Below are 16,569 nucleotides of genomic sequence, written 5' to 3' on the forward strand. Positions count from 1 at the left end.
CTGAAGCCAAGTATAGCGAAGTAAAGGAGTCCTAATCGTGAAAATAACGGATATGAAGCTCTACCATGTTAAGCCTCGCTGGCTGTTCCTGAAGATTGAGACCGACGAAGGGATCGCCGGATGGGGTGAGCCAATCGTCGAGGGCCGCGCTTTGACAGTTGCGACGGCTATTGAGGAGCTAAAGCGGTATCTAATCGGCGAAGATCCGCTGCGTATCGAGCATCACTGGCAAATCATGTACCGCGGCACGTTCTACCGCGGCGGCCCGGTTCTCGTCAGTGCGATTAGCGGCATTGAGCAGGCGCTCTGGGATATTAAGGGCAAGTTCTACAACATGCCTGTATATGAAATGCTGGGCGGGCGTGTCCGCGACAAGATTCGTATGTATTGCCACTGTGGCGGTGCAACGCCGGAGGAATTTGCTGCGATAGCGAAGCAGAGAGTGGCTGCAGGCTTTGACGCCATAAAGACTGGTGTAGACGCACCTGTCCGCAATGTTGATTCGCTGGCTTTCGTAGAGAGCCAGGTGAACAAGTTCGCGGCCGCACGCGAAGCGGTTGGCAGCGGCGTCGATATCGCAATCGACTTCCATGGGCGCGTCAGCCCAACGATGGCTATCCGTTTGGCCGCCGCATTGGAGCCTTTTTATCCGATGTTTATCGAGGAGCCGTGTCTGCCGGAAAACGTGGACCAGCTGCTGCGAGTCGCTCAATCGACGAGTATTCCGATTGCAACCGGTGAGCGTCTGTTCACGCGCTGGGGCTTCCGCGAGGCACTTGAGAAAGGTGCTGTTGCTATCGTGCAGCCCGACCTATGCCATGCCGGCGGTATCTTCGAAGGCCGCAAAATCGCGGCAATGGCGGAAACTCACTATGCTTCCATCGCTCCACATAATCCGCTTGGACCGATCTCGCTTGCAGCCTGCTTGCAGCTTGATGCATGTACGCCGAACTTCCTCATTCAAGAGCATCCGTCCATGGCGGAGAAGTGGGACCTAGGTGAAGGTTACTTAAAGAAGTCGTTTGAGGTGATCGACGGTCATGTTGCGATTCCACAAGGACCGGGACTTGGTATTGAGATTAACGAGGAAGCGTTAATCGAACGCAGCTTTGGAGGCGATTGGGATACACCGCGGCTTGCTTATGATGACGGCTCATTCGCGGAATGGTGATTGGCTAGGTGTAGGATTAAAATGCAAAAAGACGGAGCAGCCACGCTGCATCCGTCTTTTTGCATTAATTAAGCTGCTTCCAAATCCCATAGCCGTAGCCTTTGAGCTGCAGCAGCAGCTTCCCGGCCACCGGCTCAAGCTGCCGCTGCTCCTCCAGCAGCGACACCCAAACGCCGCCGGCTGGCACGGCGGCAACAGCCTCGCGTCCTCGCGTATTCATCGCGACAAGGATGCGCTCAGCCTCATCGCGGCGTTCGTACACGATCACGCCGCCATCTTCACCATCCGCTGCCTGCAGGAAGCGGATGTCGCTGCTCCGCAAAGCGGCGTGCTCGCGCCGAAGCGCAAGCGCCTGCTTGTAGAACGCGAGCAGCTCGAGGTTCTGCTGCTCTGGCTCCCACACCATACATTTCCGGCAGTCGGGATCCCCCTCGCCGTTCATGCCCACTTCATCGCCATAATAAATACACGGCGCTCCCGGATACGTCAGCTGGAACAGAACCGCCAGCTTCATCGCATCTACCTCATCACCGCAGATCGTAAGAAGCCGCGGCGTATCATGGCTGTCCAGCAGGTTAAACGCCGTTTCCGTCACCTGCTGCGGATAAGCGGCAAGCTGCCGGCCGATCGCATCGGCGAACGCCTTCGCATCAATCGATTGATGTCCAAAGAAGTCGAGTACCGCATTCGTGAATGGATTGTTCATCACGGAGTCGAATTGATCGCCCTCCAGCCACATCATTGCATCATGCCAGATCTCTCCCAAAATATAAGCCTCAGGGTTCACTTGTTTCACAGCTTTGCGGAATTCGCGCCAGAACTGGTGATCTACCTCATTAGCTACGTCCAGCCGCCAGCCATCGACGCCGATTTTTTCAATCCAATACCGCGCGACATTGAATAAATAGGCTTTTACATCAGGGTTCTCCGTATTCAGCTTTGGCATCATAGGCTCGAAGGCGAAGGTTTCATAAGTCGGAATACCGTCGATGACCTGAAGCGGCCATTCTCGCACATGGAACCAGTTTGCGTATACGGACTTTTCACCATTTTTCAGCGCATCTACAAAAGGTGGGAACGTTCGGCCTGCATGATTAAATACTGCATCCAGCAGCACGCGGATCCCGCGCTTATGACAAGCCTCCACAAGCTCCTTCAGCTTCTCGTTCGTGCCAAAATGACGGTCCACACGCATATAGTTCTCGGTATCATATTTATGATTGGTTGTCGCTTCGAACAGCGGTGTGAAGTAGACAGCATTAATGCCAAGCTCGACCAGATGGTCAAGATGATCAAGCACACCTTGTAGATCACCGCCAAAGAAATTAGTTGGAGTTGGCTTACCGCCCCAAGCTTCCGTTTTCTCCGGATTAAGCGATGGGTCGCCATTAGCAAACCGTTCCGGGAAGATCTGATAAAAGACAGCATCCTTCACCCAAGCTGGGGGAGCGAACACATCCACCTTATTGATATAGGGAAAATCAAAAAATGTATTTGGGTTATCCGGCAGCGCCGCTGGGAAGCCATTTTCCGTAAAATAAACCTCTCCCTCGCTGCCAGTCAGGCGGAAGGCATAACGCAGGCGGCGGAATGGAGGTTCTATGGATGCCTCCCAATAGTCGAACAATGCATCGGATGAGAGAACCGTCATCTCTACGGTCGTCATCGTCCCGCTCCAGTCATATTTGTCCCCGGCAATGAGTTCCACACGCTCTGCATCATGACGTTTTGTGCGAATCCGGATATGCAGGGTAGTTTCGTTATAAGCATAAGCCCAGTTTTGTTTTGGTCTGTGATAGATCGCTTCCAGCAGCATAAATGAGGATCACTCCAATCGAATAATGGGTAAAAAACAGAAAAAGGCACAACCTGCTAATAAATCAGCGAGGTTGTACCTTTGTAGGTAGCATTGCCTTTAAATTATTGTTTAATCAAACTTCTCCCATTATACTATGGGCGGCTTTAATCTACCACAAGCAATTAAAATTATTTCTTAAGCATGTACCGCGTCATGGCTTTGCGCTTCAAGGAAACGCTCGGCATCAAGAGCTGCCATACAGCCGCTGCCTGCTGCTGTAATCGCTTGACGGTATTGACGGTCTTGCACGTCGCCGCAAGCGAATACGCCTGGAATGTTTGTCTCCGAAGTGCCTGGCTTCACGATAATGTAGCCTTGCTCATCAGTGTCAATTTGGCCGCCGAGGAATTTCGTGTTAGGTGTGTGGCCGATCGTTACGAACAAGCCGTCTGCTTCCACGAATTCTTCTTCACCAGTTGCATTGTTGCGTACTTTCAGGCCTTTCAGACCCATTTCGCCTGGAACAACTTCAAGTGGAGTTTTGTTCAGGTTCCAGTTGATTTTCTCATTCGCACGAGCACGGTCCTGCATGATTTTCGATGCACGAAGCTCGTCACGACGGTTAACGATCGTTACTTCAGAAGCGAAGCGAGTCAGGAACACCGCTTCTTCCATGGCAGAGTCACCGCCGCCAACGATAATGAGTTTTTTATTACGGAAGAAGAAGCCATCGCAAGTTGCGCAAGTGCTGACGCCACGTCCGATGTTTTCTTGCTCGCCTGGAATACCAAGATATTTAGCAGATGCGCCAGTCGAAATAATAACGGATTCGGCTAGAATCTCGCCAATGCCTTCTACATCAAGTGTGTAAGGGCGTTTGCTGAAGTCGACGCTCTTAACCGAGCCATTGCGGAAGGTTGCACCGAAGCGCTGCGCTTGTTTGCGCATGTTGGACATCAATTCGCTGCCAAGAATACCCTCAGGGAAGCCTGGGAAGTTCTCGATTTCTGTTGTTGTAGTAAGCTGACCACCTGGCTGCCAGCCTTCAATAACGAGTGGTTCCATATTAGCGCGCGCCAGATAGATCGCCGCCGTTAAGCCGGCAGGGCCGGTACCGATAATTACTGTTTTATGCATAATGATTTCCTCCGTCCTATATGGTGAATCATATTTCTAGTTTAAAATTATTATAATCTGTAAACTTTGTCAACACAGTTCATCTTATTTTCATCTAGATGTATTATTGTAGAAAGAGAGTGTACGGGAGGTGCTTCAAATGCCGAAAATACTAGTCGTAGATGACGATCCGAATATAAGGGAATTGGTTAGCTTATTTTTACGCAGGGAAGGTTATGAAGTTATTGAAGCGATTAATGGGGAAGACGCGCTTACCCGTCTGGAGGCAGTGAAGCCGGATCTTGCCGTTATTGATGTGATGATGCCCAAGATGGATGGCTGGGCGCTATGCTCCGTCCTGCGCGAGTCCTTCGACATGCCGCTGCTCATGCTGACGGCCAAGGGGGAGACGGCTCATAAGGTGAAAGGATTCGAGCTTGGTGCCGATGATTATGTCGTCAAGCCGTTTGATCCGCCGGAGCTGATCGTTCGGGTAAAAGCGCTGCTTAAGCGCTACCGCATCGCTTCTTCTCAAATCGTTGAGCTTGGCGGCTTGTTGATGAACCGCTCAGACTTCCAGCTGGTGGCGAACGGAGAGAAGATTTTGCTGCCGCCGAGGGAATTCGAACTGTTGTTTAAGCTCGCAAGCTATCCGGGTAAAACCTTCACAAGGGAGCATTTAATCGAGCAATTGTGGGGGATGAACTACGAAGGGGACGAGCGTACAGTTGATGTACATATTAAACGGCTTCGTGAACGGTTCCCAGAAGAAGCTTTCGGCTTCCGCATCGTGACGATTCGCGGTCTGGGCTACCGATTGGAGGAGCATGCATGATTCGCAGCTTGTATGTGCGAATAGCGGTGACGTTTCTGGTCATCGTATTAGTAAGTATAAGTATTGCCTATTTTACGGCTAATCAGTTTTTTCGGCGTGACCTTCAGGGGCAGTTCGGAATGGAAGAGATGATGATTACCCGGCTGGAGAAGCTGTACAATGGTTCGCCGCCGCGCTCACTGCCTGCCTTTCTAGAACAGGTGTCGAGCCTTCAAGAGATGTCTATTGTAGCGGTGAATAAGAATGGAATGGTCATTCAAGTCGGCCGGACAAGCCGGTCCATTGTGAATCATTTGAGCTGGAAGACGCTAACCAGTGTGTTCGACGGTCAGACACAGAAGGTCGACTTTGCGGACGAGCATCGAACCGGGCCATCATCGCCGCCGGCGTATGGACGTCTTGCACAGTTTGGGAATACGGAATGGGCGGTGTTTATTGCACCCGACCATGTGCGGCAGTTTAAGAGCTTTCAGCGGAATACATTTACGATCTTAATTACACTGCTTGTAGTTGGCTGTATCTTAATTCTGTTAGCTGCCCGTTACCTTGTGAAGCCGCTCAAAATGATGACGGCTGCAACTACCCGCATTGCCAAAGGTGACTTTAGTGTACAACTCCCTATGTCTCACCGTAATGAGCTGGGAGAGTTGGCGGACAGTATTAACAAGATGGCCTACAGCTTGTCGCAGCTGGAGACGATGCGTCGTGACTTTGTATCCAATGTATCGCATGAAATCCAATCACCGCTCACCTCGATCGGAGGATTTGCCGAAGCGCTTCGCAGCGAAGAGTTGACCGAATCAGACCGGAATCGGTATGTTGGTATTATTAAACAGGAGAGCAGCCGTTTATCCCGTCTTAGTGAGAACCTGCTCAAGCTTGCTTCTCTTGATTCCGAGCAGCATCCGTATGAACCGGCTTCCTACCGGCTGGACCGACAGCTCCAAGACGTTGTACTGTCCTCCGAACCTGCCTGGCTTGCGAAACGTCTGACCGTTGAGCTCTTAATGGAGGAAACGGTTATTAAGGCGGATGAGGATCAGCTCAATCAGGTGTGGATTAATCTGCTTACCAACAGCATCAAATTTACGCCGGAGGAAGGCAAGATTTCGTTCCAGCTGTCAGAGGAGAATGGTCATGCCGTCGTCCGAATCGCTGATTCTGGCAGCGGTATTCCAGAGGAGGAGCGGGAACGTGTCTTCGAGAGGTTCTATAAGGTTGATCCGTCACGGGATCGCACAGAGGGTGGAAGCGGGCTAGGCTTGTCTATTGTGAAAAAGATTATCGACATCCACGGCGGAACGATCGACATAGAGGATGTGGAGCAGGGGACGGTATTTGTAGTACGTCTGCCTCTTCAGCCAGAGGTACAAGTAGGTTAAACTGCTTATATAGAGAGGGTGATCAGGATGGTACAACAGAAGGCCACGCAGCAGGTACGAAAAGCAATCATTCCTGCGGGCGGTCTAGGTACGCGGTTCCTGCCCGCAACGAAGGCACAGCCGAAGGAAATGCTGCCGATTATCGATAAGCCGGCTATTCAATATATCGTTGAAGAAGCGGTCCAGTCTGGCATAGACAGCATCATTATCGTAAGCGGCCGTCATAAGCGCGCGATCGAGGATCATTTTGACAAATCCTATGAGCTGGAGAAGGAGCTGGAGGAGCGCGGCAATGAAGAGATGCTTACCATTGTCCGGGATATCTCCCATCTGGCTGATATTTATTATGTCCGTCAGAAGGAGCCGCTGGGACTTGGACATGCTGTTCTTTGTGCGCGGCGTTTCATAGGAGATGAGCCGTTTGCGGTGCTGCTTGGTGATGACATCCTGCGTTCCGAACCTCCTTGCCTGCAGCAAATGATTGCTCAATATGAAGATACGGGTTCTTCCGTTGTTGCGATGATGGAAGTGCCATGGGATCAGACACATAAATACGGGATTGCTGCATTTGACGAGGCGGATCCATCAAGAATTCGTGATCTGATCGAAAAACCAGCACCGGGACAGGCACCTTCCAATTGGGCTGTAGTCGGGCGGTACGTGCTGGATCCGGCAATCTTCGAACTTCTGGAGCATGCAAAGCCTGGTAAAGCAGGTGAAATACAGCTGACAGACAGTTTGCAGCGGCTTAATCATATTTCTCCTATTCTGGCACATCGCTTTACCGGCAAGCGTCATGATGTGGGGGATAAGCTTGGCTTCGTGAAGGCTACTATCGATTTCGCATTGGAGCGGGAAGATCTAGCTGATGAGATTAAGAAGTTTTTGCGTGAGCGGCTTTTCTAGTCTAATGGGCAATAGTAAAAGTGAAAAAGCACGGTGGGAGATCCCATCGTGCTTTTTTTTGCTTCTATAGATAAATTATTGCGCTGCTGATTCATCTAATGTTATGGATCGAGGTCGCCATTCATAAGGATGAGCGTACAGGCATGTATATGGTACCAATTGGGGTAGAGAGTAAAATAGAATAAGTGGTTATAAGCCGAATTCTGCGTAAACGGGACCGGCTTTTTTTGTGCTGAAAAGTGTTGGAGAAACTTTTTTTATTTTCCAGAAAGGAAAAATGGAGATCATTTATTATTTCATATAGAATAGATAAGAGATATATGAGATGAATCTGGAGGAGAATGAAATTGTATTGCCATCATTGCGTTAGGGAGCATGATGCGGATGCCGTATACTGCAGCAGATGCGGCAGGCTGCTCGAGCCTGAAAAACGAAATATACAGCATGGTACTGAGGCGCAGGCAGCGGCACTTGATGAATGGGATATGGCGAAGGATCAGGCCGGTCCTGCTCTCGAAACTAAGCTGCTGCCTGAACGACCTGCAGGTAAACTAGTTGGACTTATTCCCCTCGTCTTATTCATTGGTATTGCAGCGTTGCTGTTGTCCTATTATTTATATGAAGCAAAATTAAATGACCGTGTACTGAAATGGCAGGAATCAGCAAGGCAGGAGGCGCTTGCAGGCAAGTATGAAGATGCGTTCAAACAGCTGAATAAAGCAGCCGATGCAAGGCCTGATTTTAAGCCGGTACAGGCGGATCTGAAGATTGTGGAAGAGGCTTTATCGCTGAACCGTTCGATTACGGAAGTCGAGCAGAGGCTGAATAGCGATGATTTAGATGAGGCATCTACCTTGCTTGAGCAAGTGAAGTCAAAGCTGCGCAGCCGGGAAGAAGCGGTTTTTGGCAACGTGCGGGAACAAGTGGATAATTTGACTACTCGGGTAACGGTTCTTCAGGTATCTGCCGAGTTCGAGACTATGGAGAACATTGATGACCTTGCAAGGGAATACAATCAGGTGAAAAGTTTGACTGGTGATGAGGCGCTGGCGTTGCGGAAAAAGATTGTGGCAAAGATTGCCGATCTTAGCTATGCAGAAGCGGATTCACTGCGGAAGAAAAAGAATTTCACGGCTGCGATCACAGCAGCGCAAAAAGGCTTGATCTACGCGTCCGACAATGAGAAGCTCACAAAGCTGTATGACCAAATTGTTGTAGAGAAGAAAAACTTCGAGCAGGCGGAGCAGCAACGGATTGAACAGGCGATGCAGATGGCGGCGGAAGAGGATCTGCTAAATCAGACGGCAGCTGTAAAAGTGAAGCATGTTAATGCGGAGCTTGATGCTTTAGGCGACTTTAATGTGACAGGGGAGCTGCTGAATGCGGCAACTCGGCCGATTTACTCCGTTTCGATCGAATATACAGTTCATGATTCAAAAGGAAATGTGATTACAACCGGTAAGGTGGATGCGACTCCATCCTATATTGAAGCTGGAGAGACGTTCAGCTTTACCTTCGTTGTACATCATGTGCAGGATGAGAATGCAACAGTGGCCATTGATCATATGACATGGTATTTGGATTAGGTAGGGGAATTAATCATGAAAAAAGGAACATGGATTAGCCTCATCACGTCGTTGGTAGTTCTATGTGTGGGAGCGGGAGCAGCTGTTTTCATCCATACCGAGGTGCCTAAGCAGTTAAGTGGATTGCCTCTGCTTGCAGATGCCAATGCAGGAGCGCCAAAATCACTGAAGGATATTATTTACGCAACACAAAAGCTGGTTGTAATGATTGAAACAAAGGACGGAACGCAAGGCTCAGGCTTTGTCTATAACGATAAAGGTGACCTTATTACGAATGCTCATGTTGTCGCGGGAGAGAGTAAGGTTACGGTAAAGACGGCAGATGCACGGGAGCTTGAGGGGGATGTCATTGGCATCAGCACGGAAACGGATGTAGCGGTAGTTCGTGTGCCTGGATTAGCTGGCGTAGAGCCGCTTGTTATGGTGAGGAAGGAAAAGGCTGAGATTGGTGATGAAGTTATTGCGATAGGCAGTCCACTAGGCTTTCAGAATACCGTTACCACGGGAATGGTAAGTGGTTTGGGCAGGAGCTTTGAGATCAAGCCATACACGTATAACGACTTGTACCAGATCTCAGCGCCAATTGCGCCGGGCAATAGCGGTGGACCACTCGTCGACAAGAAGACTGGGGAAGTGCTTGGTATCAACTCAGCTGGAATTGAAGAAAGCTCAATTGGATTTAGTATTCCGATCGTAAACGTACTTGATCTAGCTGAGGCATGGTCACAAAATCCGATGAAGACGCTGCCCGAATGGAAGCCGGAAGAAGACGATAGTGCGGTCAAACAGGATGCTTCGATTACGGAGTATGCGGAATATTTGGTTACCCACTTCTACGACAGTCTAAATAACGCCGACTATGTATATGCTTACTCCTTGCTCGGCGGCAATTGGAAGCTTGGTACGAGCTACGAGTCATTCCGTCAAGGGTACATGGTGACTCGGAATGTGGTCATTGACAACATTCACGTCACCAAAGAAGGTGATGATGAAGCGATTGTAACAGCAATTATATCCGTTGATGAACGTTTAGACGGGGAATACAGGCTGAGCAAATATCAAGTAACCTACGATGTTGGTTACGAGAACGATCAGCTTAAGCTGATCAGCGGTAAAGGGAAAGCGATCAAGCAGGAAGAGGAAAAGGAAAAGAAATAACCCTGATCCAGAGCTGCGCAAGCGAAAAGAAGGTCATTCCGATTTAACGGAATGGCCTTCTTTTGTTTCTGTTACTGACGTGCTGCTGCCTTGCGCCACTATCTCGGTTGTAAGGCTGTTTTCCGCCTTACGGGCTAGAAAGCAGCGGAGAGAATGAGCTGTAAGGCTGAAAACAGCCTAACAGCTTGATGAAACCGGGTGAAACGCCTCCCGCGAGTGGTTGAAAGGCCGTTTTCAGCCCTACAACTGGGATTGTGGTGAGAAACACAAGCTGTAAGGCCGAAAATGACCTTACAGCTCGAGTTGGGTTACTCAATATAGTGATCAGCAATGTTCAAATGTGCAATGTCGGTCAGGTCTTGCGAAAGCTCATCCTCGGAGCGGCCTGTTAAATTAAAAATCAGCTCGAGAGAGACGGTATCAAACCTCTGTACTTGGGCATTCAGGAAGTTCTGCGGGATCACACGGCCATTCAAGCGCAATAAAGCCTGAATTGGTCCACCAAGTGGAATGCCGCTGACAGAAGCGATTTGGCCATTAAACCCGAAACGTACGACGCCGGTTGCTTGAAGGGCATTTCGAATCGTCATTCCAAACCGGAAAGGTACTCTGTAGGAATTAGTTACATTCGGGAAAAAACGTCCGCCGTTAATAACTACCGTTACAAAAGCTGGCCCTGGGCCAGGAGGGAACGGAGGGAATGGCGGAAATGGCGGGAATGGCCCCGGTCCTGGCGGGAACGGCCCTGGCGGGAATGGCCCCGGCCCTGGCGGGAACGGCCCCGGCCCTGGCGGGAATGGCCCCGGCCCTGGCGGGAACGGCCCCGGTCCTGGTCCTGGCCCTGGTCCCGGCCCTGGTCCTGGCCCTGGCCCTGGCCCTGGCCCTGGCCCTGGTGGAAACGGTCCTGGTGGTGGCATAAACATGCGAGTGCCTCCGCAGCCGCAGTTACTGACAACGTTGTTGCTGCCTTTCCCTTCGATATACCTATAAGTATAGCTGCTCATGCGCTTTTGTCAGACTCCTTCGTATGACAGATTAGGCATTCATCCTCATCCATCTTATGCGGCGGATGCCTATTCGTGTGCACGATGCGGCTGGAGCTGACGATACTTTGCGACAAATTTCATCCTAAATAAAACAAGGCTGCCCCATTAGGGACAGCCTTGTTGATTAAGCAGTAATTATTTAACTGCTGCTTCGTAACGTTTGCCAACTTCAGCCCAGTTTACAACGTTCCAGAACGCTGCAATGTAATCAGGGCGTTTGTTTTGGTAGTTCAGGTAGTAAGCATGCTCCCAAACGTCCAGACCTAGTACAGGCGTTTCGCCTTCGAAGATCGGGCTGTCTTGGTTAGGCAGGCTCGAAACTTTCAGTTTGCCGTCTTTAACAGACAGCCAAGCCCAGCCGCTGCCGAAGCGAGTTGTAGCTGCTTTAGCGAATTCAGCTTTGAATGCGTCGAAGCCGCCCAGTTCGCTTTCGATTGCTGCAGCAAGTGCGCCAGTAGGGGCGCCGCCGCCGTTTGGTCCAATTACTTCCCAGAACAGGGAGTGGTTAGCGTGTCCACCACCATTGTTGCGAACAGCTGTTTTGATTGCGTCAGGAACGATTGCCAGGTTGTTAGCCAGCAGTTCTTCCAGCGATTTGTCTTGCAGCTCAGGAGCGGATTCCAGAGCAGCATTCAGGTTTGTTACATAAGCGTTGTGATGACGGCCGTGGTGAATTTCCATTGTCAGCGCGTCGATATGTGGTTCCAGTGCGTTTTTCTCGTAAGGCAATGCAGGTAATTGATGAGCCATAATTAACAGCCTCCCATAAATAGGTTATGTAAAACTCTTCTCATATTATCCCTTATCCGAGTGCATAAATCAACATTAAGGTTTCAAAAGTCGACTGTTTGAGGACAAAGACATACGAACCCTATCATTTCACGAAAGAGGAGGAAATATGCAAAAACATTAGAAAACGAGCCGTATTTTAAGAAAATGGTTAAAAAGTCCTTGTAAGCGCTTAAAATAAAGCGTTTTCAACGTTATTTCGCAAATTTCTTTAAAATTTTTAAGTTTTTTTTAAGATGAAAGAAGGATTTCGTTACAAAATGTCGTAAAATATATTAATGCAGCACTATGACAAGGTATAGAAGGTGTATAAATAATGAACGTTCGTTCCTTCCAGTTGTCTGACTACAGACCGCTTACTACACTCCTCGAGGATGTATTGTCTGAAGAGTGTTACGAACAAACGATGGAAGCTTTTGCTCGTCAATTGTCATGGGACAGTGAGCTCGTACTAGTCGCTGTCGAAGAGTCGGAAGTTGTTGGTATGATCATCGGTACGATCGATAATAACAAAGGTTATTATTATCGCATCGCTGTTCATGCAGAGTATCAACGTCAAGGAATTGGAAAAGCGCTTATACAAGCCTTACGGCAGCGCTTTGAACAACGCAACGTTTCCAAAATATTAATCACCGCCGACGAGCATAATGAACCGGTATTGCCGTTATATGAAGCGATGGGATATGCTTCGAACGACTTTTTCCGTTCATTCCAGAAATTAAGTATTGTAGCAGGCTAAGCAGCTCCGCCTCCACAGGACGGCGCAGCCATTACACTTGGCCGGCATTTTAGCACATATTGTGCAGGGCATATCTGCATCGCCATTGCTTTTGGCGGTCAGATATGCTTTTCTATTTAAAAGGACTATTGTTTGGAACATACGAATGCGGGCTGAAGGCAGACCGCGACCGTTTCACAATAAGTAAGGAGAGGCGTCATGGACATCTATAGGCACTGTGTTATCAAAAGCTTCAAGCACGATGGTCATATTCATCGAACATGGCTGCGCAACTACCTTGTGCCCACGGAACGGCTTGCACAGGTACATCGGGATCACAATATCATTGTGCTTATTAATCGTCAGACGCCTATCTTGGAATCTGACGGCAAGCAATGGATCAGCCGTGTACCAGCGGTGTCGTTTTTTATTCCCGGTGAATGGTTTAATGTTGTAGCTCTGCTTGAAGACAGTGGCATTCGTTACTATTGTAATATCGCATCTCCTCCTTATATGCAGGGGGATGTGCTTACCTATATCGATTATGATCTGGATGTGATTCGAACAACTGATGGTAACCGTTATGTTGTCGATCAAGATGAGTATCAGATGCACAAACTAGCTTACCATTATCCGCAGATGGTGGAGGACAAGGTGCAGCAAGGCTTGTCCGCTCTTCTGAAACGAATGGACGAGGGAGCAGTTCCGTTTCAGGATGAGATTGTCCAGGGCTACTATACGGACTGGCACAACAGCTGTGGGGAAAGTGAGGGGTAAGCCTGTGAGTGTATCCCCTTCGGAAATAAACGATAAGGTCGAGCAGAATGCTCTTGATAACAAGTCCCGCTGGATAAAAGAACTGCTGGAGTGGGGCAAGACCATTACGATTTCATTTCTTATCGTTATGGTACTTCATCTGTTCGTCTTTAACCTGTCGACGGTAGAGGGCCATTCGATGGAGCCAACGCTTCAGGACAAGGAATGGCTGTTCGTGAATAAGTTCGCCTATCTCGTTGGAAATCCGAAGGTAGGAGATGTCGTGATCCTTGAGGATCCTTCTGATTTTGGAGGGGACAAGGATTACTTGGTGAAGCGGGTTGTTGGCGTAGCTGGTGATCGTATCGAGATTTACAATAAAGAGCTGTATCGCAATGGGGAAAAAATAACGGAGAAGTATACCGATGTTGAGATCGAGGATCTGGATTTCATGCCAGTAAACGTTCAGAAAGGTCAATACTTCGTTATGGGAGATAACCGTCACGCCAGAGCAAGCAAGGACAGCCGGATTTTTGGTACGGTGCCGCGGTCGATGATCCATGGGAGAGCGGATTTTATTCTTTGGCCGTTTAAGCAGGCGAGCACGTTGTAGGAGTTGGATCATGAAAGATGTAACGGTATATACGGACGGCGCCTGTTCCGGTAATCCGGGGCCAGGAGGTTGGGGAGCTGTACTGTTCTATGGAGCTCATCGGAAAGAAATATCCGGGGGAGAGAAGCACTCCACGAACAACCGGATGGAGATTCAAGCGGTTATTGAAGCGCTGAGCCTGTTGAAGGAGCCTTGCAAAGCCAAGGTTTATAGTGACTCTGCCTATGTCGTGAATTGCTTCCAGAAGGGCTGGATTCATGGCTGGCTGCGCAATGGGTGGAAGAATAGCAAAAAGGAGCCGGTTGAGAATCAGGATTTATGGCAAGTATTATGGGATCTGATGAAACGCCACCAGGTGGAGTACATCAAGGTGAAGGGGCATAGCGACAACGAATGGAATAACCGCTGTGATGAGCTTGCCCGTGAAGCGATCAAACGACTGTAATAGGAATAAATAGGATGGGAGCACGATATTGATGGAGTGGGCGAAGTTAAAAGAAGACATTCGTGAAGCGGCGCCAATCCTTGGTATCGATAAGATCGGCTTCGCTTCCGCAGATCCGTTTACAGAATTAAAAACGAGGCTGATCCGGCACCGGGAGCTTGGCCGGGAATCAGGTTTCGAAGAGCCGGATTTGGACAAACGGACAAATCCGGCTTTGCTGTTTGAAAATCCTCAATCGATTATCGCGATTGCAGTTGCGTATCCTGCGAAGTTGCATAATCCGCCAAAGTCGGAACCAGGAGCACGGCGCGGTATTTTGTCGCGTTCTGCTTGGGGAGAGGACTATCATAAGGTGCTGCGGGACAGGCTGGCGCGTCTGGAAGCCTGGCTGAAGGAACATGTACCAGGAGTACGTGTGGAGAGTATGGTGGACACGGGAGCGTTATCGGATCGTGCTGTTGCCGAGCGTGCAGGGATTGGGTGGAGTGCTAAGAACTGCTCGATCTTAAGTGAGGATCTTGGTTCGTGGATTTATCTCGGCGAGATGATAACGAATATTCCATTCCCGCCGGATACACCGGTAACAGAAGGCTGCGGCGAGTGTACGAAGTGTATCGACGCTTGCCCGACAGATGCGCTAGTTGGCCCAGGTCAGCTGGATTCACAGAAATGTATTTCTTTTGTTACGCAGACCAAAGGGTTCGTATCTGATGAGCTTATGCGTAAAATCGGCAATCGGTTATATGGCTGCGATACATGCCAGACGGTCTGCCCCGTGAACCGGGGTAAGAACTGGACGCATCAGCCCGAGCTTCAGCCGGATCCTGAGCTTGTGAAGCCATTGCTTGTCCCGCTGCTAACGATTGGTAATCGAGAGTTCAAGGAGCGCTATGCTTCTAGTTCCTCTGCCTGGCGGGGCAAGAAGCCGATTCAGCGGAATGCGGTTATTGGACTAGGTAACTTCAAGGAGAAAAGCGCCGTACCCGATCTGATCGGCGTCATGAAGGAAGATACAAGGCCGGTACTGCGTGGTACGGCAGCTTGGGCACTTAGCCGAATTGGCGGCGAAGAGGCGTTGGACGCTTTGCGTGAAGTCCTGCAGAGTGAGTCTGATGAAGAAGCGAGAGTTTATATGGAACGAGCAATTGCTAGTCTTGAGGCGGTACAGATTGGGACTGACGATGCGCCTTCTATCCCGCGTGAAAGCTAGGAAAATTTACTTCTGCGGGACGTTTGCGAATGCCCGCTTTACATGCTATTATAGTGGTCATTATAGACTATAGGCAGCAATGATAGAAAGGGTCGGGTGAGTTATAATAATGTCGGCATGGAGCATCATTATTCCGATTGTAACGTTAATCGTAGGAGCTGTAGGCGGCTTCTTTATCGGGGTATTCTACCTGCGCAAGCAGCTTGAGAAAATGCAGAATGACCCAGAAATGATCCAAAAAATGGCCAAACAAATGGGCTACAACTTGAACAAGCAGCAAATGAATCGTGCACAGAATATGATGAAAAATCAGAAAATGCCACGAAAATAAAGTGCGGTTAGTTGGAAGTAGCCGGAGAGGTGGTTCGAAATGGCGGGTATGAAAGACTACGTCAATTCGGCGGTATCGCGCAACCGGGAACAAATTGAGCATCATGTGAAAGAAATACTGAAGCTGGTTGGCGAAGACGTTGAAAGAGAAGGGCTCTTGGAGACTCCGGCTCGTGTTACCCGGATGTATGAAGAGATTTTTGCAGGCTATGAGGTAGATCCACGCGAAGTGCTAGGCGTCACCTTTGACGAGCAGCATGAAGAGCTTGTTATTGTCAAAGACATTGTTTATTACAGCCAATGCGAGCATCATATGGCGCCTTTCTTTGGAAAGGTGCATATCGGATATATTCCAAGCGGTAAAATCGCAGGTCTCAGCAAACTTGCAAGACTTGTTGAAGCGGTAACGAGAAGACTTCAGGTACAGGAACGGATTACTACGCAGATCGCTAATATCATGCAAGAAGTGCTGAAGCCACAAGGTGTGATGGTTGTTGTTGAAGGCGAGCATCTGTGCATGTGCGCGCGTGGCGTTAAGAAGCCGGGCAGCAAGACGGTTACATCGGCAGTCCGCGGCGTGTTCTCGGACAGTGCGCTTCGTTCAGAGTTTCTGACTCTGCTGAAGCAATAACAGCAGTAATGAAAGAAAAGCCTCCTGTGTAACAAGCGTGATTCGCTTGATGCACAGGAGGCTTTTTGTATAAGTGCTA

The 16,569-nt window shown here is 49.4% G+C and carries 17 protein-coding genes; 13 read left to right on the plus strand and 4 right to left on the minus strand.

The genetic code is table 11. The annotated features are described in order from the left end of the window. The first annotated feature begins 37 nt into the window (after nucleotides 1-37). Entirely contained in the window at nucleotides 38-1,171 is a 1,134-nt protein-coding gene (gene dgoD, locus FHS17_RS12620; protein WP_167278744.1) for a galactonate dehydratase, read from the plus strand. Between the two features lie 64 nt (nucleotides 1,172-1,235). Here dgoD and FHS17_RS12625 read toward each other — a convergent pair whose 3' ends face one another. Together FHS17_RS12625 and trxB are read right to left on the minus strand one after the other, a co-directional pair. After that, complete coding sequence (locus FHS17_RS12625; protein ID WP_167278745.1) at nucleotides 1,236-2,987, minus strand: alpha-glycosidase; 1,752 nt, start codon at nucleotides 2,985-2,987, stop codon at nucleotides 1,236-1,238. Nucleotides 2,988-3,164: 177 nt separating this feature from the next. After that, nucleotides 3,165-4,106: a thioredoxin-disulfide reductase gene (gene trxB, locus FHS17_RS12630; protein ID WP_167278746.1), complete on the minus strand. Its 942-nt coding sequence runs from the start codon at nucleotides 4,104-4,106 to the stop codon at nucleotides 3,165-3,167. A gap of 139 nt (nucleotides 4,107-4,245) precedes the next feature. On the opposite strand from trxB, the gene FHS17_RS12635 reads away from it, so the two are divergent. The 5 genes from FHS17_RS12635 to FHS17_RS12655 all read left to right on the plus strand — a co-directional run bounded on the left by FHS17_RS12635 (nucleotide 4,246) and on the right by FHS17_RS12655 (nucleotide 9,952). Then, entirely contained in the window at nucleotides 4,246-4,920 is a 675-nt protein-coding gene (locus tag FHS17_RS12635; protein ID WP_167278747.1) for a response regulator transcription factor, read from the plus strand. Continuing rightward, nucleotides 4,917-6,302 carry a HAMP domain-containing sensor histidine kinase gene (locus FHS17_RS12640; protein WP_167278748.1) on the plus strand — a complete coding sequence of 462 codons (1,386 nt, stop codon included), beginning with the start codon at nucleotides 4,917-4,919 and terminating at the stop codon, nucleotides 6,300-6,302. Before FHS17_RS12635 ends, FHS17_RS12640 begins: the two co-directional genes overlap by 4 nt. Nucleotides 6,303-6,329: 27 nt before the next feature. Then, nucleotides 6,330-7,208, plus strand: a complete 879-nt coding sequence (galU, locus tag FHS17_RS12645; protein WP_167278749.1) for a UTP--glucose-1-phosphate uridylyltransferase GalU — start codon at nucleotides 6,330-6,332, stop codon at nucleotides 7,206-7,208. A 347-nt stretch (nucleotides 7,209-7,555) separates the two neighbouring features. Next, nucleotides 7,556-8,794, plus strand: a complete 1,239-nt coding sequence (locus tag FHS17_RS12650; RefSeq protein WP_167278750.1) for an FxLYD domain-containing protein — start codon at nucleotides 7,556-7,558, stop codon at nucleotides 8,792-8,794. Nucleotides 8,795-8,809: 15 nt separating this feature from the next. Further along, on the plus strand, nucleotides 8,810-9,952 hold the full coding sequence (locus tag FHS17_RS12655; RefSeq protein WP_167278751.1) for a S1C family serine protease: 1,143 nt from the start codon (nucleotides 8,810-8,812) through the stop codon (nucleotides 9,950-9,952). 308 nt (nucleotides 9,953-10,260) lie between these two features. Here the strand turns inward: FHS17_RS12655 and FHS17_RS30300 are convergent, their stop codons facing one another. Further along, nucleotides 10,261-10,956: a hypothetical protein gene (locus FHS17_RS30300; RefSeq protein WP_208420337.1), complete on the minus strand. Its 696-nt coding sequence runs from the start codon at nucleotides 10,954-10,956 to the stop codon at nucleotides 10,261-10,263. Between the two features lie 177 nt (nucleotides 10,957-11,133). Beyond that, complete coding sequence (locus FHS17_RS12665; RefSeq protein WP_167278752.1) at nucleotides 11,134-11,748, minus strand: superoxide dismutase; 615 nt, start codon at nucleotides 11,746-11,748, stop codon at nucleotides 11,134-11,136. Nucleotides 11,749-12,103: 355 nt separating this feature from the next. On the opposite strand from FHS17_RS12665, the gene FHS17_RS12670 reads away from it, so the two are divergent. The 7 genes from FHS17_RS12670 to folE all read left to right on the plus strand — a co-directional run bounded on the left by FHS17_RS12670 (nucleotide 12,104) and on the right by folE (nucleotide 16,490). Then, nucleotides 12,104-12,526: a GNAT family N-acetyltransferase gene (locus FHS17_RS12670; protein WP_167278753.1), complete on the plus strand. Its 423-nt coding sequence runs from the start codon at nucleotides 12,104-12,106 to the stop codon at nucleotides 12,524-12,526. 198 nt (nucleotides 12,527-12,724) lie between these two features. Continuing rightward, nucleotides 12,725-13,282, plus strand: a complete 558-nt coding sequence (locus FHS17_RS12675) for a DUF402 domain-containing protein (protein ID WP_167278754.1) — start codon at nucleotides 12,725-12,727, stop codon at nucleotides 13,280-13,282. Between the two features lie 4 nt (nucleotides 13,283-13,286). After that, nucleotides 13,287-13,874: a signal peptidase I gene (lepB, locus tag FHS17_RS12680; protein WP_167278755.1), complete on the plus strand. Its 588-nt coding sequence runs from the start codon at nucleotides 13,287-13,289 to the stop codon at nucleotides 13,872-13,874. Between the two features lie 10 nt (nucleotides 13,875-13,884). Then, nucleotides 13,885-14,319 carry a ribonuclease HI gene (gene rnhA / locus FHS17_RS12685; RefSeq protein ID WP_167278756.1) on the plus strand — a complete coding sequence of 145 codons (435 nt, stop codon included), beginning with the start codon at nucleotides 13,885-13,887 and terminating at the stop codon, nucleotides 14,317-14,319. Between the two features lie 31 nt (nucleotides 14,320-14,350). Beyond that, complete coding sequence (gene queG / locus FHS17_RS12690) at nucleotides 14,351-15,529, plus strand: tRNA epoxyqueuosine(34) reductase QueG (RefSeq protein ID WP_167278757.1); 1,179 nt, start codon at nucleotides 14,351-14,353, stop codon at nucleotides 15,527-15,529. A gap of 109 nt (nucleotides 15,530-15,638) precedes the next feature. Then, entirely contained in the window at nucleotides 15,639-15,860 is a 222-nt protein-coding gene (locus tag FHS17_RS12695) for a YneF family protein (protein WP_167278758.1), read from the plus strand. Nucleotides 15,861-15,899: 39 nt separating this feature from the next. Then, a complete protein-coding gene (gene folE, locus FHS17_RS12700; protein ID WP_167278759.1) occupies nucleotides 15,900-16,490 on the plus strand; it encodes a GTP cyclohydrolase I FolE in 591 nt (196 codons plus the stop codon). Nucleotides 16,491-16,569: the final 79 nt, after the last annotated feature.

Source organism: Paenibacillus lupini, from assembly GCF_011761355.1.
In the GTDB taxonomy this organism is placed as follows: domain Bacteria; phylum Bacillota; class Bacilli; order Paenibacillales; family Paenibacillaceae; genus Pristimantibacillus; species Pristimantibacillus lupini.

Bases quoted from the DNA above. Each gene is read 5' to 3' on its own strand.
- FHS17_RS12675 (WP_167278754.1), top strand. From the start codon at position 12,725: ATGGACATCTATAGGCACTGTGTTATCAAAAGCTTCAAGCACGATGGT.
- FHS17_RS12625 (WP_167278745.1), bottom strand. From the start codon at position 2,987: ATGCTGCTGGAAGCGATCTATCACAGACCAAAACAAAACTGGGCTTAT.
- FHS17_RS30300 (WP_208420337.1), bottom strand. From the start codon at position 10,956: ATGAGCAGCTATACTTATAGGTATATCGAAGGGAAAGGCAGCAACAAC.
- FHS17_RS12655 (WP_167278751.1), top strand. From the start codon at position 8,810: ATGAAAAAAGGAACATGGATTAGCCTCATCACGTCGTTGGTAGTTCTA.
- FHS17_RS12635 (WP_167278747.1), top strand. From the start codon at position 4,246: ATGCCGAAAATACTAGTCGTAGATGACGATCCGAATATAAGGGAATTG.
- folE (WP_167278759.1), top strand. From the start codon at position 15,900: ATGGCGGGTATGAAAGACTACGTCAATTCGGCGGTATCGCGCAACCGG.
- rnhA (WP_167278756.1), top strand. From the start codon at position 13,885: ATGAAAGATGTAACGGTATATACGGACGGCGCCTGTTCCGGTAATCCG.
- queG (WP_167278757.1), top strand. From the start codon at position 14,351: ATGGAGTGGGCGAAGTTAAAAGAAGACATTCGTGAAGCGGCGCCAATC.
- galU (WP_167278749.1), top strand. From the start codon at position 6,330: ATGGTACAACAGAAGGCCACGCAGCAGGTACGAAAAGCAATCATTCCT.
- FHS17_RS12665 (WP_167278752.1), bottom strand. From the start codon at position 11,748: ATGGCTCATCAATTACCTGCATTGCCTTACGAGAAAAACGCACTGGAA.
- FHS17_RS12640 (WP_167278748.1), top strand. From the start codon at position 4,917: ATGATTCGCAGCTTGTATGTGCGAATAGCGGTGACGTTTCTGGTCATC.
- trxB (WP_167278746.1), bottom strand. From the start codon at position 4,106: ATGCATAAAACAGTAATTATCGGTACCGGCCCTGCCGGCTTAACGGCG.
- FHS17_RS12695 (WP_167278758.1), top strand. From the start codon at position 15,639: ATGTCGGCATGGAGCATCATTATTCCGATTGTAACGTTAATCGTAGGA.
- FHS17_RS12670 (WP_167278753.1), top strand. From the start codon at position 12,104: ATGAACGTTCGTTCCTTCCAGTTGTCTGACTACAGACCGCTTACTACA.